Here is an 18,867-nt window from a genome sequence, read left to right on the forward strand (position 1 = left end):
GATAGATTCGGCAATAATTACTTACAACTAGACAACCGGTCTATAATAAAAATAAACCATTCGTCTAGTTAACTGTAACAGGAATATCATCATGCTATCCAAAGCCATACTCTTAGAAAAAAATCAGACTGAATTTTCCTGCAACATCCAAAATATTAGTGAAGACACCCTGTTGCAACAATCAGGTGATACCCTGATTGAGGTGCAGTATTCAAGTTTGAATTATAAAGATGCCCTGGCTATTACCAACAGCGGACCTGTGGTACGGCAGTGGCCGATGATTCCCGGTATAGATGGTGTCGGAACCGTTATTAGCACCAGCAGTAAGCATTTCAAAGCCGGAGATAAAGTGATTTTAAATGGCTGGGGCTGTGGAGAAACCCACTGGGGCTGCATGAGCCAGCGTGCTTTTCTCAATGCAGAATGGCTTATCCCCCTACCCGCAGGCATAACTGCCCGACAGTCCATGATTATCGGAACCGCCGGATATACAGCAGCCTTGTGTGTACAACGTATAATCGAGCATGGCATTACCCCAAAACAGGGTAATATTCTGGTTACCGGAGCCACCGGCGGTGTCGGATCAGTGGCGATTATGTTACTCATCCGGCTGGGCTATACCATTACCGCAGCTACCAGCAAAATCAACGATACAGATTATCTGCAGCAACTAGGTGTGCAGCATATTATCGACAGCAAAACCTTGTCTGATACAGGCAAACCATTACAAAAGGAACAATGGTCGGCAGCCATTGACGTGCTTGGTTCTCATAGCCTGGCTAATATCTGCGCACAAATCCGGTATGGTGGCATTGTTACTGCCTGTGGGTTGGCACAGGGTATGGATTTTCCGGCCACAGTTGCGCCATTTATTTTGCGAGGTATCACTCTGGCAGGTATTGATAGCGTCATGGCATCACGAGCAAAACGTATTGCAGCCTGGGATTTTCTTGCCAGACATCTGGACATTCAGCAATTAGAAAATATCGCGCATACCATATCGCTGAATCAGTGTCGCGACATTGCAGAAGATATCATTAGTGGTAAAATCCGAGGACGATTTATTGTCGACGTAAACCATTAAACCGATAATAGTAAACCTAATCTGCTGCCGGATATGACTTGCAGCTAACAAATATCCGGCATAATCTTTTATTATATCGTTAACAAGCAACATGCTAACTTAAAGCAATACTAAAATAACCGTAGTCAATTTCAACCATACATAATCATCCTGTATCAATGAATCCGCTAACCGTCTATCTTGCATCAGGCAGCCCGCGCCGGCATGAAATCCTCATTAATCTTGGCTACCATGTATTGCGGCTAAATGCAGAGATCGATGAGACCCCCTATCCAGATGAAAACGCCACAGATTATGTTCAGCGCATGGCAAGCATGAAAAACCGTGCAGCACTCAATGCTTGGCAGCAAAGCAAACAACAGCCACCAGAATTTCCCCTTATCAGCGCCGATACCACCGTCAGCCTGAATAATCTGATTCTCGGCAAACCGGAAAATATCAACGATGCAACTCGCATGCTTAAACTGCTGTCAGGACAACAACATCATGTCCATACAGCAGTCTGCATCTATTGGCAAAACCAAACCTTTCAGACCCTGCAAACCAGTATAGTCAGTTTTGCCGCCTTAAATGATGAACAGATTGCCGCTTATATTGCTACCGGTGAGCCATTGGATAAAGCCGGAGCTTACGGTATTCAAGGGCTGGGCGGAATGCTGGTCGAGCATATCAGCGGCAGCTTCACCGGCATCATGGGTTTGCCTGTATACGAAACTACTCAGCTGCTCACCCAATGTGGCTGTACACCACTTACCCGATCATAATAAGCAGAATTAAATCAGCATCCGTACAACTACCATGAAAATTCCTCTTCCACTATTCACTCTTACACTTATCTGCCTGACAGCCTGTTCACATAATGAGAGCACACACAGCATCAGTGAAGCTGCGGCTATCACCGCTTCGGATATCCAAAGTACCCATCTGGAAACCACCACTACCCTGGACCGGATTGCAGATGAAATAAACTCAGCCAGTAACGCTTCAGGCTCAAACAGCCATCCGGCCCGTTCTGCCTCCCTGCCTGCACAACATCAGTAAACTTATTGTGTGCCATCACAATTTATCTGCATTCGATAGCATCAATACAAACCAATTCAAAACTATAAAATAAGTTAGCTTTGATTAGTATGAGTAATATCCGACAGCATAACAGATAAAAAACAAACCATTACCAGCCATCCGCAGCAGGCATAATTGACGCAGAAAAATCAAAAATCTACCATTCTTGATTAAATAACTTAATCAAGATGAGCACAATTGTGGTTGATACAGCAGCAAAACACAATCAGCATGGCGGCGTAAGAGCCGGCGCCGGACGCAAAGCCAGAATTGCCGGACCCAAAATAGTCAAACGCATTCCCGTCAGCCTGATACCGGCAGTAGAACACCTGATGAATCAGCTGGCTGTTACCCCGCTGCGACCGGCACAGCATCTGCCTGCCGACTACTGGAAAATAGCCGACAACCTCACGCGGCTCAACATTCCCTTAGCCACCGAAACCATTCCCGCCGGCTTTCCCAGCCCGGCAGAACCCTATATCAGCGATTATCTGGATTTCAACCAGTACCTGATAAAAAATCAGGCTGCCACCATTGCCGTACGCTGCGGTGGTGATTCTATGCAGGATGCTGGCATCAGCCGTAACGATTTGCTTATCATCGACCGCTCCCTCACACCCAAACACCGTGATATCGTCATGGCCGATTTAGGTAATGAATTTACCATCAAACGACTGCACAAACTGGATAACAACCGCATCGAACTACACTCCGAAAACAGCAGCCAATCTTATCCCAATTTCAGCTTAAAAGAAGGCGACACCCTTGCCATCGTCGGCGTCGTAACCTACGTTATCAAACACATCCGCTAACCCAGAAACCATGTTTTCAGATCAGCAACTTGCCTTTGTCGATATCGAAACTACCGGCGGACGCACCACCAGCGACCGTATTACCGAAATCGCGGTTATTTACACAGAAGCCGGACAGCAGCAGCCACAAACTTTTCATACCCTGCTTAATCCCGATACCAGCATTCCGCCTTTTATTCAATCTCTTACCGGCATCAGCAATAAAATGGTAGAAAAAGCACCTTATTTCGATAATGAAATTGCCGACCGGCTGGCAGCCATCTTCAAAGAGCGAATCTTTATAGCGCACAATGTGCGTTTTGATTACGGCTTCATCAAAGCGGCTTTTAAACGTCTGGGCAGAACATTCAACCCGCAGCAACTGTGCACCGTTAAACTATCGCGTCTGCTTTATCCTGAACACAAACATCACGGACTGGACAAAATTATTGCCCGCCATAACATCGACATGCAAAACCGTCACCGGGCCTTTGCCGATGCCCGGGCTATCTACGACTTCTGGCAGCAGCTCAGACACAACTTTCCCGCGAACATCCTGCATCAGGCCTGTAAAACCATCATGCAGCGCCCCAGCCTGCCCGCTCACCTGCACAGCGATGTTCTGGACAACATCAGCGACGATTACGGCGTGTACCTTATTTATGGTGACAACGACATTCCTCTGTATATTGGCAAAAGCAAGCAAGTTAAAACCCGCCTGATGAGCCATTTCAGTCAAGACGTGCACAACAGCAAAGAAATGAGCCTGTCACAGCAAGCCAGAAAAATCGACATTATCCCCTGTAGCGGCGAACTGGACGCCTTGCTCACCGAATCAGCTCAGATTAAGCAGCGTCAGCCCATTCTCAACCGCCGCCTGCGCCGTCAGAAAGACCTGTTCAGCTTCCGGCTGAATACCAATACTAACGGATACAATACCCTGAGCATTGTACCCATGCGCCACGTTCAGCTTAACCGCGAACAGCACTATTACGGCCTGTTTCACAACAAAAGCGATGCACAGAAAAGCATTAAAAACATCATCAGCAACACCGATCTGTGTCTGCAAATTCTAGGGATCGAAAAAGGCAGCAATAACCGCCCCTGCTTCCGCCATCAGCTGCATCAGTGCAGTGGTGCCTGCATCAACAAAATTACCGCCGACATGCACAACCTCAAACTTGCATTGGCCTTACAGAAAATTAAACTGGCTGCATGGCCGTTTAGTAGTTACGCCTATATAAAAGAACAGCACAAATACCACATCTTTCACCACTGGATTTATCTGGGCAGTGCCAGCAATACCGATCAACTGCAAACCCTGCTCAATCAGCCGCAAGGACAGCTTGATCGCGACATCTATCAAATCATCCGTCAGCATAAACATCTGCTGCAAGCCCTGAATCCTGCCCATGTTTGCCCTGATTGACGGCAATAACTTCTATTGCTCCTGTGAAAGAGCCTATCGCCCCGAACTCAGGCAGCAACCCGTTATCGTACTAAGCAATAACGATGGCTGCGTCATTTCCCGCTCCAATGAAGCCAAAGACATGGGCATCAGAATGGGCGTACCTTACTTTCAGATTCAGCACCTCGTGCGGCAAGGCAAACTAATCGTTTTCTCGTCCAACTACGAGCTGTATGCCGACCTGTCGCGACGCATGATGAGCACCATCGCCTCACTGGTACCGGCCATTGAAATCTACTCAATCGACGAGTGCTTTGCCAGCCTGCACGGTCTGAACAACCTGCATCAGCTCGGCCACAATATCCGCTCCCGTATCCAACAATGGGTAGGTATACCGACATGTGTCGGCATTGCCCCTACCCGTACACTAGCTAAGTTTTGTAACCATCTGGCCAAACGCCACCGCCATCACTTCAATGGCGTTGTTGTCTGGACAGACTGGAATCAGAATATCAGACAACGAGCCCTTGCTAGCGAACCGGTTACCGAAATCTGGGGTATCGGCCGCAGAACCGGTCACAAACTCGCCGCCCAAGGCATTCACACCGCTCTGGATTTCATCAATGCCCATACCCCAACCTTAAGAAAACAATTTGGTGTTGTACTCGAACGTACCCAGCGGGAAATGCAGGGAATTCCCTGTAGCGAACTCATCACAGAAGAAGCCGGTCGCCAGAATATCGTCCGTAGCCGCAGCTTCGGCAACATAGTCACCAATCTTGACGGTTTACAGGCGGCCGTCAGCCATCACATTACCGCCGGAGCAGCCAAACTGCGCGAACAAAACAGTCAGGCACATATCATTGGTGTATTTATCTACACCAATCGCTTTCGCCACGACCTGCCACAATACAACGGCTACCGGATTACCAAACTGCCTCAGGCCAGTAACGATACACTCACCCTTAACCACATTGCCCGGCACCTGTTAAACAGCATCTACCGTCCCGGCTACGAATATAAAAAATGTGGAATTGAACTGGGTGGCATCGAACCAGTGCACATATTCCGGCAGTTAGATTTACTCTGCCATAGCCAGCACAATCATCGCCCTGAACTAATGAGAGCATGGGACAACATTACCAGCCGCTACGGCCGCAGCAGCATCCGGCTTGGCAGCGAACTGCAATCCGGCGACTGGCTTATGACCCGAACTCATCTAAGCAACTGTATTACAACCAAATTTACAGAAATATTAACTATATAAATACTTTACACAGACTATCCATAACCAAGATCGTCTTTTAGAGGATAGGTTTTCAGTGCAGATTAGGATTTACAGATGGTTAAATCAGTTAACAATGTCATATTCGATACACCGTTATTTTTTGTCAGAATGAAAGATACGTTATATCGAGACGAAAAAAACTAATTCACTATTACATACAAAGTGTATTTTTAGGTAGTTCTATTTGTATCTTATACTATCTCGCAACAATAACTGAATGTAAGGTATTAACATATTTTGAAATAAAGGCTACATTATCGCCAAACACTTCCTGCCAGTCATAGCTGTCAAAAGGTGACTCATTGATCAATACATCAGTAGTGATATCACCATTTTCATTCACATAATTTATAATGGTTTTTAAATATTCTTGCTGTTGTGAATTAAGCTGATTATCGGATAAAAATTGACTAAAACGTTTTTCAGCGGCTTGTTTGTCCAAACCAACAATAGAGCGTATAAAGGCAGCTACATTGCCACCTGCTAGGGTATTAGAAGTAAATTTATTATATTCCCTTTTTGTTCCAAGTTCGTTCCATAATACATTTTCAAGTTCAACAGTATCAGCACGAGTAATAGGCTCAAGATTACGTATTTTTGAATAACGGGATTCCAGGAGTTTTCAATTAAATAATCGATAACACGTTGTTTGTAAGTTTTCACAGAAAATAAGCTTTCTGTTTCACCTACATATTCAATAAAGTCTTCAATATCTACATTAAATGTTTGACCATTAGCATCGTCCTTTAAATGCTTAATTAAATCACGCAACTCAACACGCACATACTCAAGTTTATCCAGTTCTGGTGTTTGCCAGAAACTATCCATTAAAACCTCTTTAATAATTGCTATTTTCTCTTTTATCTCTTTAATAGTACCTTCCTCATAGAGTGCCTGTACTAAATTAACAACACTCTTTTGGCTTTTACTTGCTTTTTTAGATTTACTCAATAAACTCAGTTAAATATTAAATAGTAATAAATTAAATTTCTTGGCGCTTTCATCTTAATCTTCGATGATGTCTTTTTATAAGTAACTAAGTATTAACAAGTTATTTATTTTAATAATGAATACAAAGATATAGCGTTCATTGGTGTGCCAAACATTAACCATGGGAATGCCTCAACATGCTTATCCAAGCAAAGTGATTGTTCATGGTGATAGTTGTGGTCAATATTATTGTGATGATTGCCAAGTCATATTAACTGCTTAAGGTTTGAAATGCAGCATTAGTCATAAAGGCATTTGTTATGATAATGTGGTGGTTAAAACTTCTTTAATAATCTTAAAACAGAATAGATCTATTGACATAAGTTAGATGATATAACACAGGCTAATTCAATGATTTTATAGCATATTGAGGTACTATAACTATGTAAAAAAATATTTACATTTAAATTATTTATCATCTGTTCAATTCGGAAATAAATGGACAGAATAATTTAATAAATCTGTCCACTAAAATGGGAGCAGATAAAACTTATTAAATAGAATTAATTTTCCAAGCAGCTTAAAACCATAACTTCGACTTATCATTTATTTTCATCAAGTATGTATGGCTAAGAAATAAAATAATCAGGTAATACATGAACACTCATACAGAAACACTTTTTTCAGAAGTTGAAACAGCAAATAGTAAACAACTTGCTGTTTTAAAAGCTAACTTCCCTCAATGCTTTGATAAAAACGGGGCGTTTATTCAAGAAAAATTTCTTGAGATCGTCAAATCATCGGATGTTGAGCTCTCTAAAGAGTCATACAGCTTAAACTGGCTTGGCAAATCCTATGCCCGTCTGTTGGCTAACCTACCACCAAAGACGTTGCTAACCGAAGATAAAGACCATAACCAACGTGAAGAGAACAAGAACAGTCAGAATCTGTTAATCAAAGGGGATAACCTCGAAGTATTGAAGCATATGGTTAATGCTTATACTGAAAAGGTGAAAATGATTTATATTGACCCGCCATATAACACAGGTTCTGATGGGTTCGCCTATAACGATGATCGCAAATTTACGCCTGAACAGCTTTCTGAGTTGGCGGGTATCGATATTGATGAAGCTACACGCATCCTAGATTTTACTGTCAAAGGTTCAAGCAGCCACAGTGCATGGCTGACATTCATTTATCCTCGTTTGTATGTGGCTCGTGAACTTTTAAAAGAAGATGGTGTTATCTTCATATCCATAGATGATAATGAAGATAAACAGTTAGGCTTATTATGCGACGAAGTATTTGGTCAAGTTAATTTTGTTGCAAAACTTCCTACAATCATGAATCTTAAAGGAAACCATGATAACTTTGGCTTTTCAGATACACATGAATATATATATGTATATGCTAAAAACAAAGATATTTGTCATTTAGGCCAATTCGATATCGATGAAAATGAAGTTGAAAAAGAATGGGATGAAGATGAATACGGCCTATTTAAGAGAGCTGATACATTAAAACGTACAGGTCAAGATGCTTCAAGAAAATCAAGACCAAAAGGTTGGTTTCCTGTATTCATCAGTTCAGAAAACAAGGTTTATGTAACAGATGATGACACACCTCTACACGAAAATGATTATGTTATTTACCCAGTAAGCCCTACAGGTGAAGAACTTTCGTGGTCATGGGGAAAGGAAAAAATAAATGACGAATTTTATAACTTGATAGTAATAGATATAAAAGATGGTAAAAACATCTATAAAAAACAGCGGCCAGCTCTTGGTGATCTACCAACTAAAAAACCAAAATCAATTTGGTATAAACCTGAATATAGTACGAGCACAGCAACAACTGAACTTAAAAACCTTTTAGGAGATAAGCTATTTGACGGTCCAAAGCCTGTTCCTCTCATATCTGATCTTATAAAAATCGGAACAAAAAAGGACTCATTGGTTCTTGATTTTTTTGCCGGTTCAGGAACAACAGCAGAAGCTGTTGTGTATTTGAATGATAAAGATTCTGGATGCAGGAATTTTATATGCATACAACAAGATGAGGGTATAAATAAAACAAAGAATGCTTATTCTATTGGGTATAGATCTATTTTTGAAATAACTAAAAAAAGAATACAGGAAGTTTTTATTCAAAGAGCAGCCACAAGTAATAATATAGCCCAAATAGGTTTCAAAATAATTCATACCACTGATGACTTTAGAGCAAAAGATGAGTCTGAACTTACACTATCTAACCATACTTTCTTTGATGATGCAGTGTTAACATCTGAACAGTATTACAGCCTATTGACTACATGGTGTGTGTATGATGGTAGTTTATTAACAACACCAATTGAAGATGTTGATCTTAATGGCTATAAAGCGCACCTATGTGATAGTCGCTTATATCTGATTGCGCCTAATTTTACCAGTGAAGCCCTGAAAGCATTACTTCAAAAGTTAGACACAGACAAAGACTTTTCCCCTAACAAAGTTGTATTTTATGGCAGCAACTTCGAAAGTGCGAAACAGATGGAACTTAATGAAGCACTAAAAAATTATGCGAATAAAAAATCTATTGATTTAGATTTGGTGGTGAGGAACTAATAATGTCTAAAGGGTTCACATTCGAAAAGAATTTACCTTATCAAAAGGCTGGCGTTGATGCGGTATTGTGATGATTGCCAAGCCATATTAACTGTTTATGGTTTAAATAGAATTAATTTTCCAACCAGCTTAAAACCATAACTTCAACTTATCATTTATTTTCATCAAGTATGTATGGCTAAGAAATAAAATAATTAGGTAATACATGAACACTCATACAGAAACACTTTTTTCAGAAGTTGAAACAGCAAATAGTAAACAACTTGCTGTTTTAAAAGCTAACTTCCCTCAATGCTTTGATAAAAACGGGGCTTTCATTCAAGAAAAATTTCTTGAGATCGTCAAATCATCGGATGTTGAACTCTCCAAAGAGTCATACAGTTTAAACTGGCTTGGCAAATCCTATGCCCGTCTGTTGGCTAACCTACCGCCAAAAACGTTGCTAACCGAAGATAAAGACCATAACCAACGTGAAGAGAACAAAAACAGTCAGAATCTGTTAATCAAAGGGGATAACCTCGAAGTATTAAAGCATATGGTTAATGCGTATGCTGAAAAGGTGAAAATGATTTATATTGACCCGCCATATAACACAGGCTCTGATGGGTTTGCCTATAACGATGATCGCAAGTTTACACCTGAACAGCTTTCTGAACTGGCTGGTATCGATCTTGATGAAGCTACACGTATCCTCGATTTTACTGTCAAAGGTTCAAGTAGTCATAGTGCATGGCTGACATTCATTTACCCCCGTCTTTATATTGCTCGTGAGCTTCTCCGCGAAGATGGCGTTATCTTTATTTCGATTGATGATAACGAACAATCACAATTAAAAATTTTATGTGATGAGATATTTGGTGAAATGAACTTCATTTCAAATATAGCTAACATCAATAACCCGAAAGGGCGTTCAGATGACAAATACATTGCTCGCTCTCATGAATATATCTTGTGCTATAAAAAAGAAAAAATTGATTTTTTTGGGTGGGAACCAGAGGAAAACGTAACTAAAAGATATAATAACACGGACGGTGAAAATAAATTTAGGTATATTGATTTAAGAAAAACTGGAAGCAATGATAGGAGAGATGATCGACCAAATTTATTCTATTATTTTATGTATAATGAGGCAACAAAGGATTTTTACCCAACATATAAAGAAGAAAAAAAAGATGGGTATATTTCAATAAAACCAACACGTGAGGATGGATCTGATGGAAGATGGCGATGGAATTTAGATTCAGCAAGAGAAAAAAGTCATCTACTAGAGCCTCGTTATATGTCTGTCCGTTCAAAATGGACTATAGCTGTTAAAGATTATTTAACAGAAGATAAAAGAGTAAAACCAACAAGTTCGTGGACGCATAAATTTGCAAATAGCGAGAGAGGAACTGAAGACTTAGTCACTCTAGGCTTTAATAAAGAGGTATTCCCTAATCCAAAACCCATTGGATTGATAAATGCCATTCTAACAATTATTGTAAATAATAATGATCTAGTATTAGATTTTTTTTCAGGTTCTGGCTCAACTGCACATGCAGTATTAGAGCATAATCTAATAACTGGAAAAATGATCAATTACATTTCAGTTCAATTAGATGAAGAATGTGATGGTGGAAGCGAGGCATATAAATCTGGATATAAAAATATATTTGAAATTACTAAATCACGGATAAAAAAAGCCTCTAAGAGCATTCTTACTAAAAATCCTGATTATAGTGGTGATATAGGGTTTAAAATATTTGAAACAGTCAATGATTTTCGTACAAAAGATGAGTCAGAACTTACGTTATCGAACCATACCTTCTTTGATGATGTTGTATTAACTCAATCACAGTACGACACCCTACTGACTACATGGTGCCTGTATGATGGCAGTTTGTTGACAACACCTATTGAAGATGTTGATCTTAATGGTTATAAAGCGCACTTGTGCGATGGTCGTCTGTATCTGATTGCGCCTAATTTCACCAGTGAAGCACTGAGAGCTTTACTTCAAAAGCTGGACTCAGACAAAGATTTTGCCCCTAACAAAGTTGTATTTTATGGCAGCAACTTCGAAAGTGCGAAACAGATGGAACTTAATGAAGCACTAAAAAATTATGCGAATAAAAAATCTATTGATTTAGATTTGGTGGTAAGGAACTAATCATGTCTAACGGGTTCATATTCGAAAAGAATTTACCTCATCAAAAGGCTGGCGTAGATGCGGTGATGAATGTCTTTGTATCCGCCATACCTCAGCAGACGGATCATGTCGCTATTCGCCTGTTAGCTAATCCAGAACTGAATTTATCTGAACAACAATACTACAACAACTTAAAAAAAGTTCAGAAGTTCAATGGTATTGAGCACTCAAAAGATAATTACGATGCTAAAAGCAATGTGATTGATGTTTCTATGGAAACAGGTACAGGTAAAACTTATACTTACACCAAAACAATTTTTGACTTGAACAAATCCTTTGGCATTAATAAATTTATCATCATTGTTCCTACCTTATCAATCAAAGCCGGAACAGTAAACTTTTTAAAAAGTGATGCTTTAAAAGAACACTTTCGAGATGATTATGAGCGTGAACTAAAGACTTACGTTGTTGAAAGTCAGAAAAATTCAGGTAAAAATGCAAAATCATACATGCCTCAAGCTATCCATGATTTTGTTGAAGCAAGTAATTTTAATAAGAAATACATACACGTTCTTGTGATCAACTCAGGGATGATTAACTCTAAGTCTTTAACTGATACTTATGATGTTAGCTTGTTTGATAACCTTTTTGATACTCCATTTTCTGCACTTAGTGCGATAAAACCATTCATTATCATTGATGAGCCTCATAAATTTCCTACGGCTAAAAAGACATGGGAAAATATTGAAAAATTTAATGCACAATATATCATCCGCTATGGCGCAACTTTTAGTGAAGGCTATAAGAACTTAGTTTATCGTCTTACAGCCGTGGATGCATTCAATGAAGATCTTGTTAAAGGTATTGATGCATACATTGAAGATATTGTCGGTGAGGGTAATGCCAATCTCAAGTTCGTCAAATCTGACGGAAAAGAAGCTACATTTGAACTGAATGAAAATAGCAATAAAAAAACGTTTAAATTAGCCAAAGGTGAATCACTATCTAAGACGCATAGTGCGATCCATGATTTAACTCTTGATGCTTTAAACAAGACTACAGCAGTGTTAAGTAATGGTATTGAGCTAAAAATTGGTAACTCGATAAACCCCTATTCTTACGCTCAGACACTTGCGGATAACATGATGCGTAAAGCTGTCAAAGAACACTTTAAATTAGAGAAAGAGTATCTGACACAAAGGCCACGCATAAAGCCTCTTACTCTTTTCTTCATTGATGATATTGAAGGCTATCGTGATGGTAATGATATTGCCGGAAGCCTGAAAAATAAGTTCGAAGAATATGTTTTGGCAGAAGCTAATGAATTGTTAAAAATAGAGAAAGATGAGTTTTATAGAAACTACCTTGAAAAAACTGTTAAGGATATATCTTCTGTTCATGGTGGTTATTTTTCAAAAGACAATAATGATAAAGATGAAAAAATTGAGCAGGAAATCAATGAAATCCTTCATGACAAAGAGCTTCTATTGTCTTTAGAAAATCCTCGCCGCTTCATTTTCTCTAAATGGACGTTGCGTGAGGGATGGGATAACCCAAATGTCTTTCAGATTTGTAAGCTCCGTTCGAGTGGTAGCACCACATCTAAACTTCAAGAGGTAGGGCGTGGTTTACGTCTTCCTGTGAATGAATACATGTGCCGTGTGAAGGACCGCAATTTTACTCTCAACTATTATGTTGATTTTACAGAAAAAGATTTTGTCGATTCTCTTGTAAAAGAGGTCAATGATAGCTCTTTCAAAGAAACCGTTCCGAGTAAGTTTACTCAGGAGCTTAAGGATAAAATCCTATCTCAGTATCCTGAGCTTTCATCCAGAACACTCATGAATGAAATTTTTGATGGCGAGATCATTGATGATAATGACAACTTCAAAGATTCGGATGCCTATAGTCACTTAAAAGCCAAATATCCGGCTGCATTCCCTGCCGGATTGAAACCAGGCAAAATCAAAAAAGCCACCGATGGAAAAAGACGCACTAAAATGCGTATTGGCAAGTTCAGTGAGCTGAAAGAACTATGGGATTTGATCAATCAAAAAGCAGTGATTGAGTATAAAATAAATAGCGAAAACGAATTCTTATCCATTTTTAAGTCATTCATGCTCGAAGAAACAGAAAGATTTACTAAATCAGGTGTTCATACTCGCATTGATAGAATTTATATTCATAATGATACGGCAATGTCGAAAAGTATCGTCAGTGACGATGATAACTTTGCTAAACTCAACACAATGAGCTATCGGGAATTTCTTGATAACTTATCACAAACTATTTTTGCTAAACACGATACCTTGCATAAGGTGTTTTGTGAAATAAAAGACATTATCAATATCACTGACTACCTGAACATTCAAACAATCAGAAAAATTAAATCTGGTTTTAGCAAATATTTGCTGAACAATTCATTTAACAAATTCAGCCTTGGATATAATGTGATTTCAGGTTCAATTCATCCTACAAAATTCACTAATGCAGACGGTGTGCCTGTGAGTGAGATATTATCAAGTGATCTTGGTATATTGAATGACAACATAAAACCACCGTTGGATTCTTATCTTTTTGAAGAAGTCTTTTATGACTCAGAGCTTGAAAGGCTCAACATAACAGATGGAGAGATTCAGTCTGTAGCTGTTTTTACAAAAATACCTAAGAACTCCATTAAGATCCCTGTAGCAGGTGGATACACGTACTCCCCAGACTTTGCATATGTTGTCAAAACAACAAAAGGTGATTATTTAAACTTTATTATCGAAACAAAAAATGTAGATGGAAAGGATAGTTTAAGACTTGAAGAAGAACGTAAGATAAAACATGCACAAGCACTATTCAGTCAAATAAGTAAATCTATTAAAGTTGAGTTTAAGACACAATTTGCTAATGATACTATTTATAATTTGATTCGAAATATTTAGGTGAAGAAGCTTTTATCTGTACCCCACGCAACTTCAGAATGGGATATGACCAGTATCCCTAATTAAAAAAGCAAGGGATAGAAACGTAAACCGCACAAACTTCTATAACTTAAAGAAACTGCACGATGTAATCACTAAATACTCACCCGACCTAAAACAACGACGAAATAGGAAAGAAGGTAAAATACCCAGTTATACTGCTGTCTAGGATCAATGTAGCGTTGGTCTTATCACCACTTGCCGATAAATTTATCGGTGGACTTAAATGTACTTACTTTAAGCGAATGATAATGGTCTTTAACGGAAGATAAATTTACAGTTAATACTGTAATTTCAAAAGTTATGTACTTTAATGAAAGTCTTTGGAAGAAGAGTTAAAACGAAAAACTGAATTCGAACTCGCGAATTTAACCTTGGCCAAGAAGTAAAATTATACAATACCAATAGACACAATAAAATAAAATCAGTTTAACTTATGATTTATAATTCACAGAGCTCAGACAACAATAACAATTTGATAATAGACATATGAAAGCACTTATTTCAATCGACTATACCAACGACTTTATTGCCACAGACGGAGCACTGACAACCGGTCAGGCAGGACAAGCCATAGAAAACGAAATGGTAAATCTGACCAGAACGTTTATAAAGCAGAAAGATTTTGTCGTATTTGCAATTGATGCGCACGAGCCTGATGATAAGTACCATCCAGAAAATAAATTATTTCCGCCGCATAATATCATAGGTACCAATGGTCAGAATCTCTATGGTTCATTAAACCAGTTGTATACAGCCAATCAAACCAATCCTCAAGTTTACTGGATGAATAAACGCCACTACTCTGCATTCAGCGGAACAGACCTGGATTTACGTCTGCGTGAAAGAAATATTACCGAAATACATTTAACCGGCGTATGTACTGATATCTGCGTATTACATACAGCAGTTGATGCATATAACCTTAATTATCAGATTGTCGTTCATCAGCATGCTGTTGCCAGCTTTGACCCGGTAGGACATTCCTGGGCATTAAAGCACTTTCAGAATACTTTAGGAGCTACCATAATCTGAGCATTTACCTCCCCTGCTTCTGATTAATCTGTCCTGAAATCACAAAATGTATAAAAATAAATCAGAACTAACTTTATTCACAAAGTCTTAATTTCGACAGTATTATTATGTCTTTTAAATATATTTACCATTTTAAGCATATAATCTATAGTCAAACCATAATCAAAATTTTTGGATGAATATTCTGAAAGGAATAACAGCAGTAATCTGTATAGCTATACAGATTACTAAACATACATATTCATGTTAAAAAATCTGATTTAAATCTTTAATGCTATATAATAGAAATATATTTTATATTAAACAATAATATATCAACCCAAATTTCAGTTATTCTTAATCTGATAAATTACTTTGGTATCGGGATAATTAACAAATGCCTGAGGAAACAGATATTCACCCTCAAAAAACGGCACCGATATATAATTCCATTCAGGTTTAAATGACGGATGAAATTGAGCAATTGAGTCAAATAGTAATGTTGTGCAATATAAATGAGATTCGTTTTTGTTATCTAAGACAAAAGGTTTTCCGCGCTGGTTCAAAACTTGTGCAGCAATCCGTTGCTTTTCTTGCTTATTCAAAAATAAAGGTCTTATAACCGCACCTTTCTGAGCCAATACCGGACTAAAAAAATGTTCTAATTCGGAAATCATCACCTGATTTGATACTGATTCTCCGTCATCTGTTGTAGCATGGATAACTAAAACCTTAGGCTGCAATTGCACAATCATCCCAATGTGTGAATACTCACTTTTTCCCAAATAACGAATCCATCGACTGTCATTCGTAGTACCTAAACGCACAACCCAGTCACCAACTTCGAGTAAGGGTAAATCCCGGATCAAGCGTGGATATGAAGGAGGATGTCTTTCATAAATAAATGAAGTAGAACCACCGGTCAGCAGAATCAGGCAAATCATTAAAAAATATATTAAATATCTATACATAATAAAACCTGCTTTAAGCAGGTCTTCATCGGTTAACCTTTTACCTTCCAGCCATCATCTGTTTTAATTAAATATACATTTTCCTTTTTTATTTGTTCTGTATTTTTGAAAGTTACACCTATTTGAACATGTGCTGATTTTTTATCATCGTCATATTTGACATCCTCAATGGATATATTTTTCAACCCGCCATTTTTATCAGCAGCTTCTTTGGCATGCGAAACAATCAATTTAATTTTTCCAGATAATATATCCTGTACTCCTGCTTCTTTTTTATCTTGTTCACTAAGATAAATCATGGAAATTACTTTTTGGCTGTCACCACTATATACAGCTTTAGTAAATGCTTTTGCAGCAGCTTCTGGTGAAGAATTACCACCGCATGCAGCAATTGCTAAGGTAATAAATAACCCTATCAATAAACTAACAATTTTCTTCATATAACTTTCCTGTCAATTTGTTAATAAATAATAATTTTATTAAATATAAACCAATTTTTATTAATTAATCAACAAATATCTTTACATAATGAATTTCATAATTTTTTTATCTGTTCTGATACATAAATTTTGCCAATGATTTAATCAGAAAATTGGTTACCAAGAATAATTATTACTTACAAATATACTTATCAAACCATTTTTTTATCAAAACTATTTTAGGAAAATGATGAAAAAGTACATCAATTGCTATAAATTAAGATAATATAACCTGATTGTCAGAGAGCTAACTAGGATTGTGTGCGGTACCATTAAGAATAAATAAGGCTAGCTGTTTCAAATTAAATAAATCAGAGATTTTACTACCATACATTTAAATTTATCTCCAAAGAAATGGTTTATCAATAATTTAAAGTTTGAAGAAAATTTTATGTGAATGATTTGGCTAGATAAACCAGTTGACTAATCTAATACAACAAATATTACACCAGAGCTTCATCGGAATAACAAACTAATCATCCTCGTAGCAGGTATAAAGATATATTGATGTTAATTTGAAAGAATTAGATAAATAGCAATAAATTTAGACAGATAAATAACAAGAAGATTTAAAGAAATGCTATTATGCTGAACAAGCTGAGCTAAATAACTTAGCAATATAATAAAGAAATGGAGAGGATATTGGTGGGTCGTGAGCGATTCGAACGCTCGACCAACGGATTAAAAGTCCGCTGCTCTACCGACTGAGCTAACGACCCTTTGGCTCCCCGACCAGGGCTCGAACCTGGGACCTGCGGATTAACAGTCCGTCGCTCTACCGACTGAGCTATCAGGGAAAGGAAGAGCGCATTATAGGGGGCGATATTAAACTCGTCAAGCCTTTTTAGCCATTTTAAGCCTCAAAAACTGCCTAATAAATACAAATCATTGGTAGTTCTATATATTTAATTGCAGATATGGTTGTATAGCTTAAATTCTATTTGCTTTTATACCCTAATGAACGTATTCAGGTTCTGCGCTTCTTAGTTCAGACCTGAAAATTGATAAAATATATTATGGTTTATTCACGCCAAGCAGATACTATATAGTTTTTTCCTTATACAAATTACTTCATCGGAATTTTCCTGAAGAATTTATGATAAAAATAAACTGAAGTATTTTTATCAATATAGAATTATTTATCCAATAAATTATAATATTAATTATTCTCCTAGATTATTCTGATACTTTTTTTCTTGTCTGCTGGTGTAACTAAAATCAATGTAATTTCTTACTTATCATTAATGTCAAATAAATAATAAATATTTAATCGTGCAATTTTTTTTTGCACGCAAGTGCAATTTTCTGCGCCAAGTTTATTCAAAACCCTTTTGTCATATAAAATTTATTTTTACAAATCAATATTTTATTATTTTATTTTCATTATTCCAACCTGGTATACAAATTGCAATAGCAAAGTGGCTTGCTTTTAAGCATAGATGAATTTTTAACGTGTAACAAGGAGCCGTTGATGCAAACAAAATTAATCACTACCGATAAAATCCGGGATTTTCTTAAAGACGGTATGACGATTATGTTTGGCGGTTTTATGGGGTGTGGTACGCCGTCAAAGATTGTGAATGCAATTCTGGAATCGGGTATTAAGGATATAACACTTATCGGAAATGATACAGCTTTTGTAGACACTGGTGTCGGACCGCTGATTAACAATAATCAGGTCAGAAAAGTGATTACTTCCCATATTGGCACCAATCGTGAAACAGGCAGAAGAATGATTGCCGGTGAGATGGAAGTTGAGCTGGTACCGCAGGGTACGCTGGCTGAACGGATTCGCTGCGGCGGTGCCGGACTGGGCGGAGTTTTAACACCTACCGGAGTGGGTACGATTGTTGCTGAAGGCAAGAAAGTTTTATCAGTTAATAATCGTGAGTATTTACTTGAGCTGCCAATCCGTGCTGATTTAGCCATCATTCATGCGCATAAGGCTGATTACAACGGTAATCTGGTCTATCAGTATGCTGCACGTAATTTTAATCCGCTGATTGCTACCGCTGCTGACACGGTGATTGCTCAGGCTGATGAACTGGTAGAAGTCGGCCAGATACATCCTGATGCGGTGATGACACCGGCAGCATTAGTTGATTTTATGGTTAGCACTAACGATTAAGGAATAAAGACA

The 18,867-nt window shown here is 38.1% G+C and carries 15 protein-coding genes and 2 tRNA genes; 11 read left to right on the forward strand and 6 right to left on the reverse strand.

Annotation, left to right across the window (positions count from 1 at the left end; translation table 11 throughout):
* Nucleotides 1–91 precede the first annotated feature (91 nt).
* The 6 genes from acuI to H3V01_RS07045 all read left to right on the forward strand — a co-directional run bounded on the left by acuI (nucleotide 92) and on the right by H3V01_RS07045 (nucleotide 5,612).
* A complete protein-coding gene (gene acuI / locus H3V01_RS07020; RefSeq protein WP_078475724.1) occupies nucleotides 92–1,084 on the forward strand; it encodes an acrylyl-CoA reductase (NADPH) in 993 nt (330 codons plus the stop codon).
* 158 nt (nucleotides 1,085–1,242) lie between these two features.
* A complete protein-coding gene (locus H3V01_RS07025) occupies nucleotides 1,243–1,848 on the forward strand; it encodes a Maf family protein (protein WP_078475725.1) in 606 nt (201 codons plus the stop codon).
* A gap of 34 nt (nucleotides 1,849–1,882) precedes the next feature.
* A complete protein-coding gene (locus H3V01_RS07030; protein WP_198186343.1) occupies nucleotides 1,883–2,125 on the forward strand; it encodes a hypothetical protein in 243 nt (80 codons plus the stop codon).
* Between the two features lie 209 nt (nucleotides 2,126–2,334).
* A complete protein-coding gene (locus H3V01_RS07035) occupies nucleotides 2,335–2,958 on the forward strand; it encodes a LexA family protein (protein WP_198186344.1) in 624 nt (207 codons plus the stop codon).
* Nucleotides 2,959–2,968: 10 nt separating this feature from the next.
* The gene (locus tag H3V01_RS07040) at nucleotides 2,969–4,366 is read left to right on the forward strand and encodes a 3'-5' exonuclease family protein (protein WP_198186345.1); all 1,398 of its coding nucleotides are present in this window, start codon (nucleotides 2,969–2,971) and stop codon (nucleotides 4,364–4,366) included.
* A complete protein-coding gene (locus tag H3V01_RS07045) occupies nucleotides 4,350–5,612 on the forward strand; it encodes a Y-family DNA polymerase (protein WP_198186346.1) in 1,263 nt (420 codons plus the stop codon). Before H3V01_RS07040 ends, H3V01_RS07045 begins: the two co-directional genes overlap by 17 nt.
* Nucleotides 5,613–5,829: 217 nt before the next feature.
* Here H3V01_RS07045 and H3V01_RS07050 read toward each other — a convergent pair whose 3' ends face one another.
* Both H3V01_RS07050 and H3V01_RS11270 read right to left on the reverse strand, forming a co-directional pair.
* A complete protein-coding gene (locus H3V01_RS07050; protein WP_370570126.1) occupies nucleotides 5,830–6,228 on the reverse strand; it encodes a type I restriction-modification enzyme R subunit C-terminal domain-containing protein in 399 nt (132 codons plus the stop codon).
* A complete protein-coding gene (locus tag H3V01_RS11270) occupies nucleotides 6,117–6,584 on the reverse strand; it encodes a hypothetical protein (RefSeq protein ID WP_370523949.1) in 468 nt (155 codons plus the stop codon). The genes H3V01_RS07050 and H3V01_RS11270 overlap by 112 nt, the downstream gene beginning before the upstream one ends.
* 635 nt (nucleotides 6,585–7,219) lie before the next feature.
* Between H3V01_RS11270 and H3V01_RS07055 the strand changes: the two genes are divergently transcribed.
* The 4 genes from H3V01_RS07055 to H3V01_RS07070 all read left to right on the forward strand — a co-directional run bounded on the left by H3V01_RS07055 (nucleotide 7,220) and on the right by H3V01_RS07070 (nucleotide 15,298).
* Nucleotides 7,220–9,166, forward strand: coding sequence for a site-specific DNA-methyltransferase (locus H3V01_RS07055; RefSeq protein WP_198186347.1), 1,947 nt, complete (start codon nucleotides 7,220–7,222; stop codon nucleotides 9,164–9,166).
* A 205-nt stretch (nucleotides 9,167–9,371) separates the two neighbouring features.
* A complete protein-coding gene (locus tag H3V01_RS07060) occupies nucleotides 9,372–11,315 on the forward strand; it encodes a site-specific DNA-methyltransferase (protein ID WP_198186348.1) in 1,944 nt (647 codons plus the stop codon).
* 2 nt (nucleotides 11,316–11,317) lie between these two features.
* Nucleotides 11,318–14,224 carry a type III restriction-modification system endonuclease gene (locus tag H3V01_RS07065; protein WP_198186349.1) on the forward strand — a complete coding sequence of 969 codons (2,907 nt, stop codon included), beginning with the start codon at nucleotides 11,318–11,320 and terminating at the stop codon, nucleotides 14,222–14,224.
* Nucleotides 14,225–14,752: 528 nt separating this feature from the next.
* Nucleotides 14,753–15,298 carry a cysteine hydrolase family protein gene (locus H3V01_RS07070; RefSeq protein ID WP_198186350.1) on the forward strand — a complete coding sequence of 182 codons (546 nt, stop codon included), beginning with the start codon at nucleotides 14,753–14,755 and terminating at the stop codon, nucleotides 15,296–15,298.
* 326 nt (nucleotides 15,299–15,624) lie between these two features.
* Here H3V01_RS07070 and H3V01_RS07075 read toward each other — a convergent pair whose 3' ends face one another.
* The 4 genes from H3V01_RS07075 to H3V01_RS07090 form a co-directional block, all read right to left on the reverse strand.
* On the reverse strand, nucleotides 15,625–16,248 hold the full coding sequence (locus H3V01_RS07075) for a YiiX/YebB-like N1pC/P60 family cysteine hydrolase (protein ID WP_198186351.1): 624 nt from the start codon (nucleotides 16,246–16,248) through the stop codon (nucleotides 15,625–15,627).
* 32 nt (nucleotides 16,249–16,280) lie between these two features.
* Nucleotides 16,281–16,688, reverse strand: coding sequence for a DUF4878 domain-containing protein (locus H3V01_RS07080; protein WP_084553766.1), 408 nt, complete (start codon nucleotides 16,686–16,688; stop codon nucleotides 16,281–16,283).
* A gap of 682 nt (nucleotides 16,689–17,370) precedes the next feature.
* Nucleotides 17,371–17,446: transfer RNA gene (locus H3V01_RS07085), tRNA-Lys, on the reverse strand.
* A gap of 2 nt (nucleotides 17,447–17,448) precedes the next feature.
* Nucleotides 17,449–17,524 (reverse strand) — tRNA-Asn (locus tag H3V01_RS07090).
* Nucleotides 17,525–18,198: 674 nt separating this feature from the next.
* Here H3V01_RS07090 and atoD point away from each other — a divergent pair.
* Entirely contained in the window at nucleotides 18,199–18,855 is a 657-nt protein-coding gene (gene atoD / locus H3V01_RS07095) for an acetate CoA-transferase subunit alpha (protein ID WP_025331310.1), read from the forward strand.
* The last annotated feature ends 12 nt before the right edge of the window (nucleotides 18,856–18,867 follow it).

Source organism: Snodgrassella sp. M0351 (assembly GCF_016100575.1).
Lineage (GTDB): Bacteria > Pseudomonadota > Gammaproteobacteria > Burkholderiales > Neisseriaceae > Snodgrassella > Snodgrassella alvi.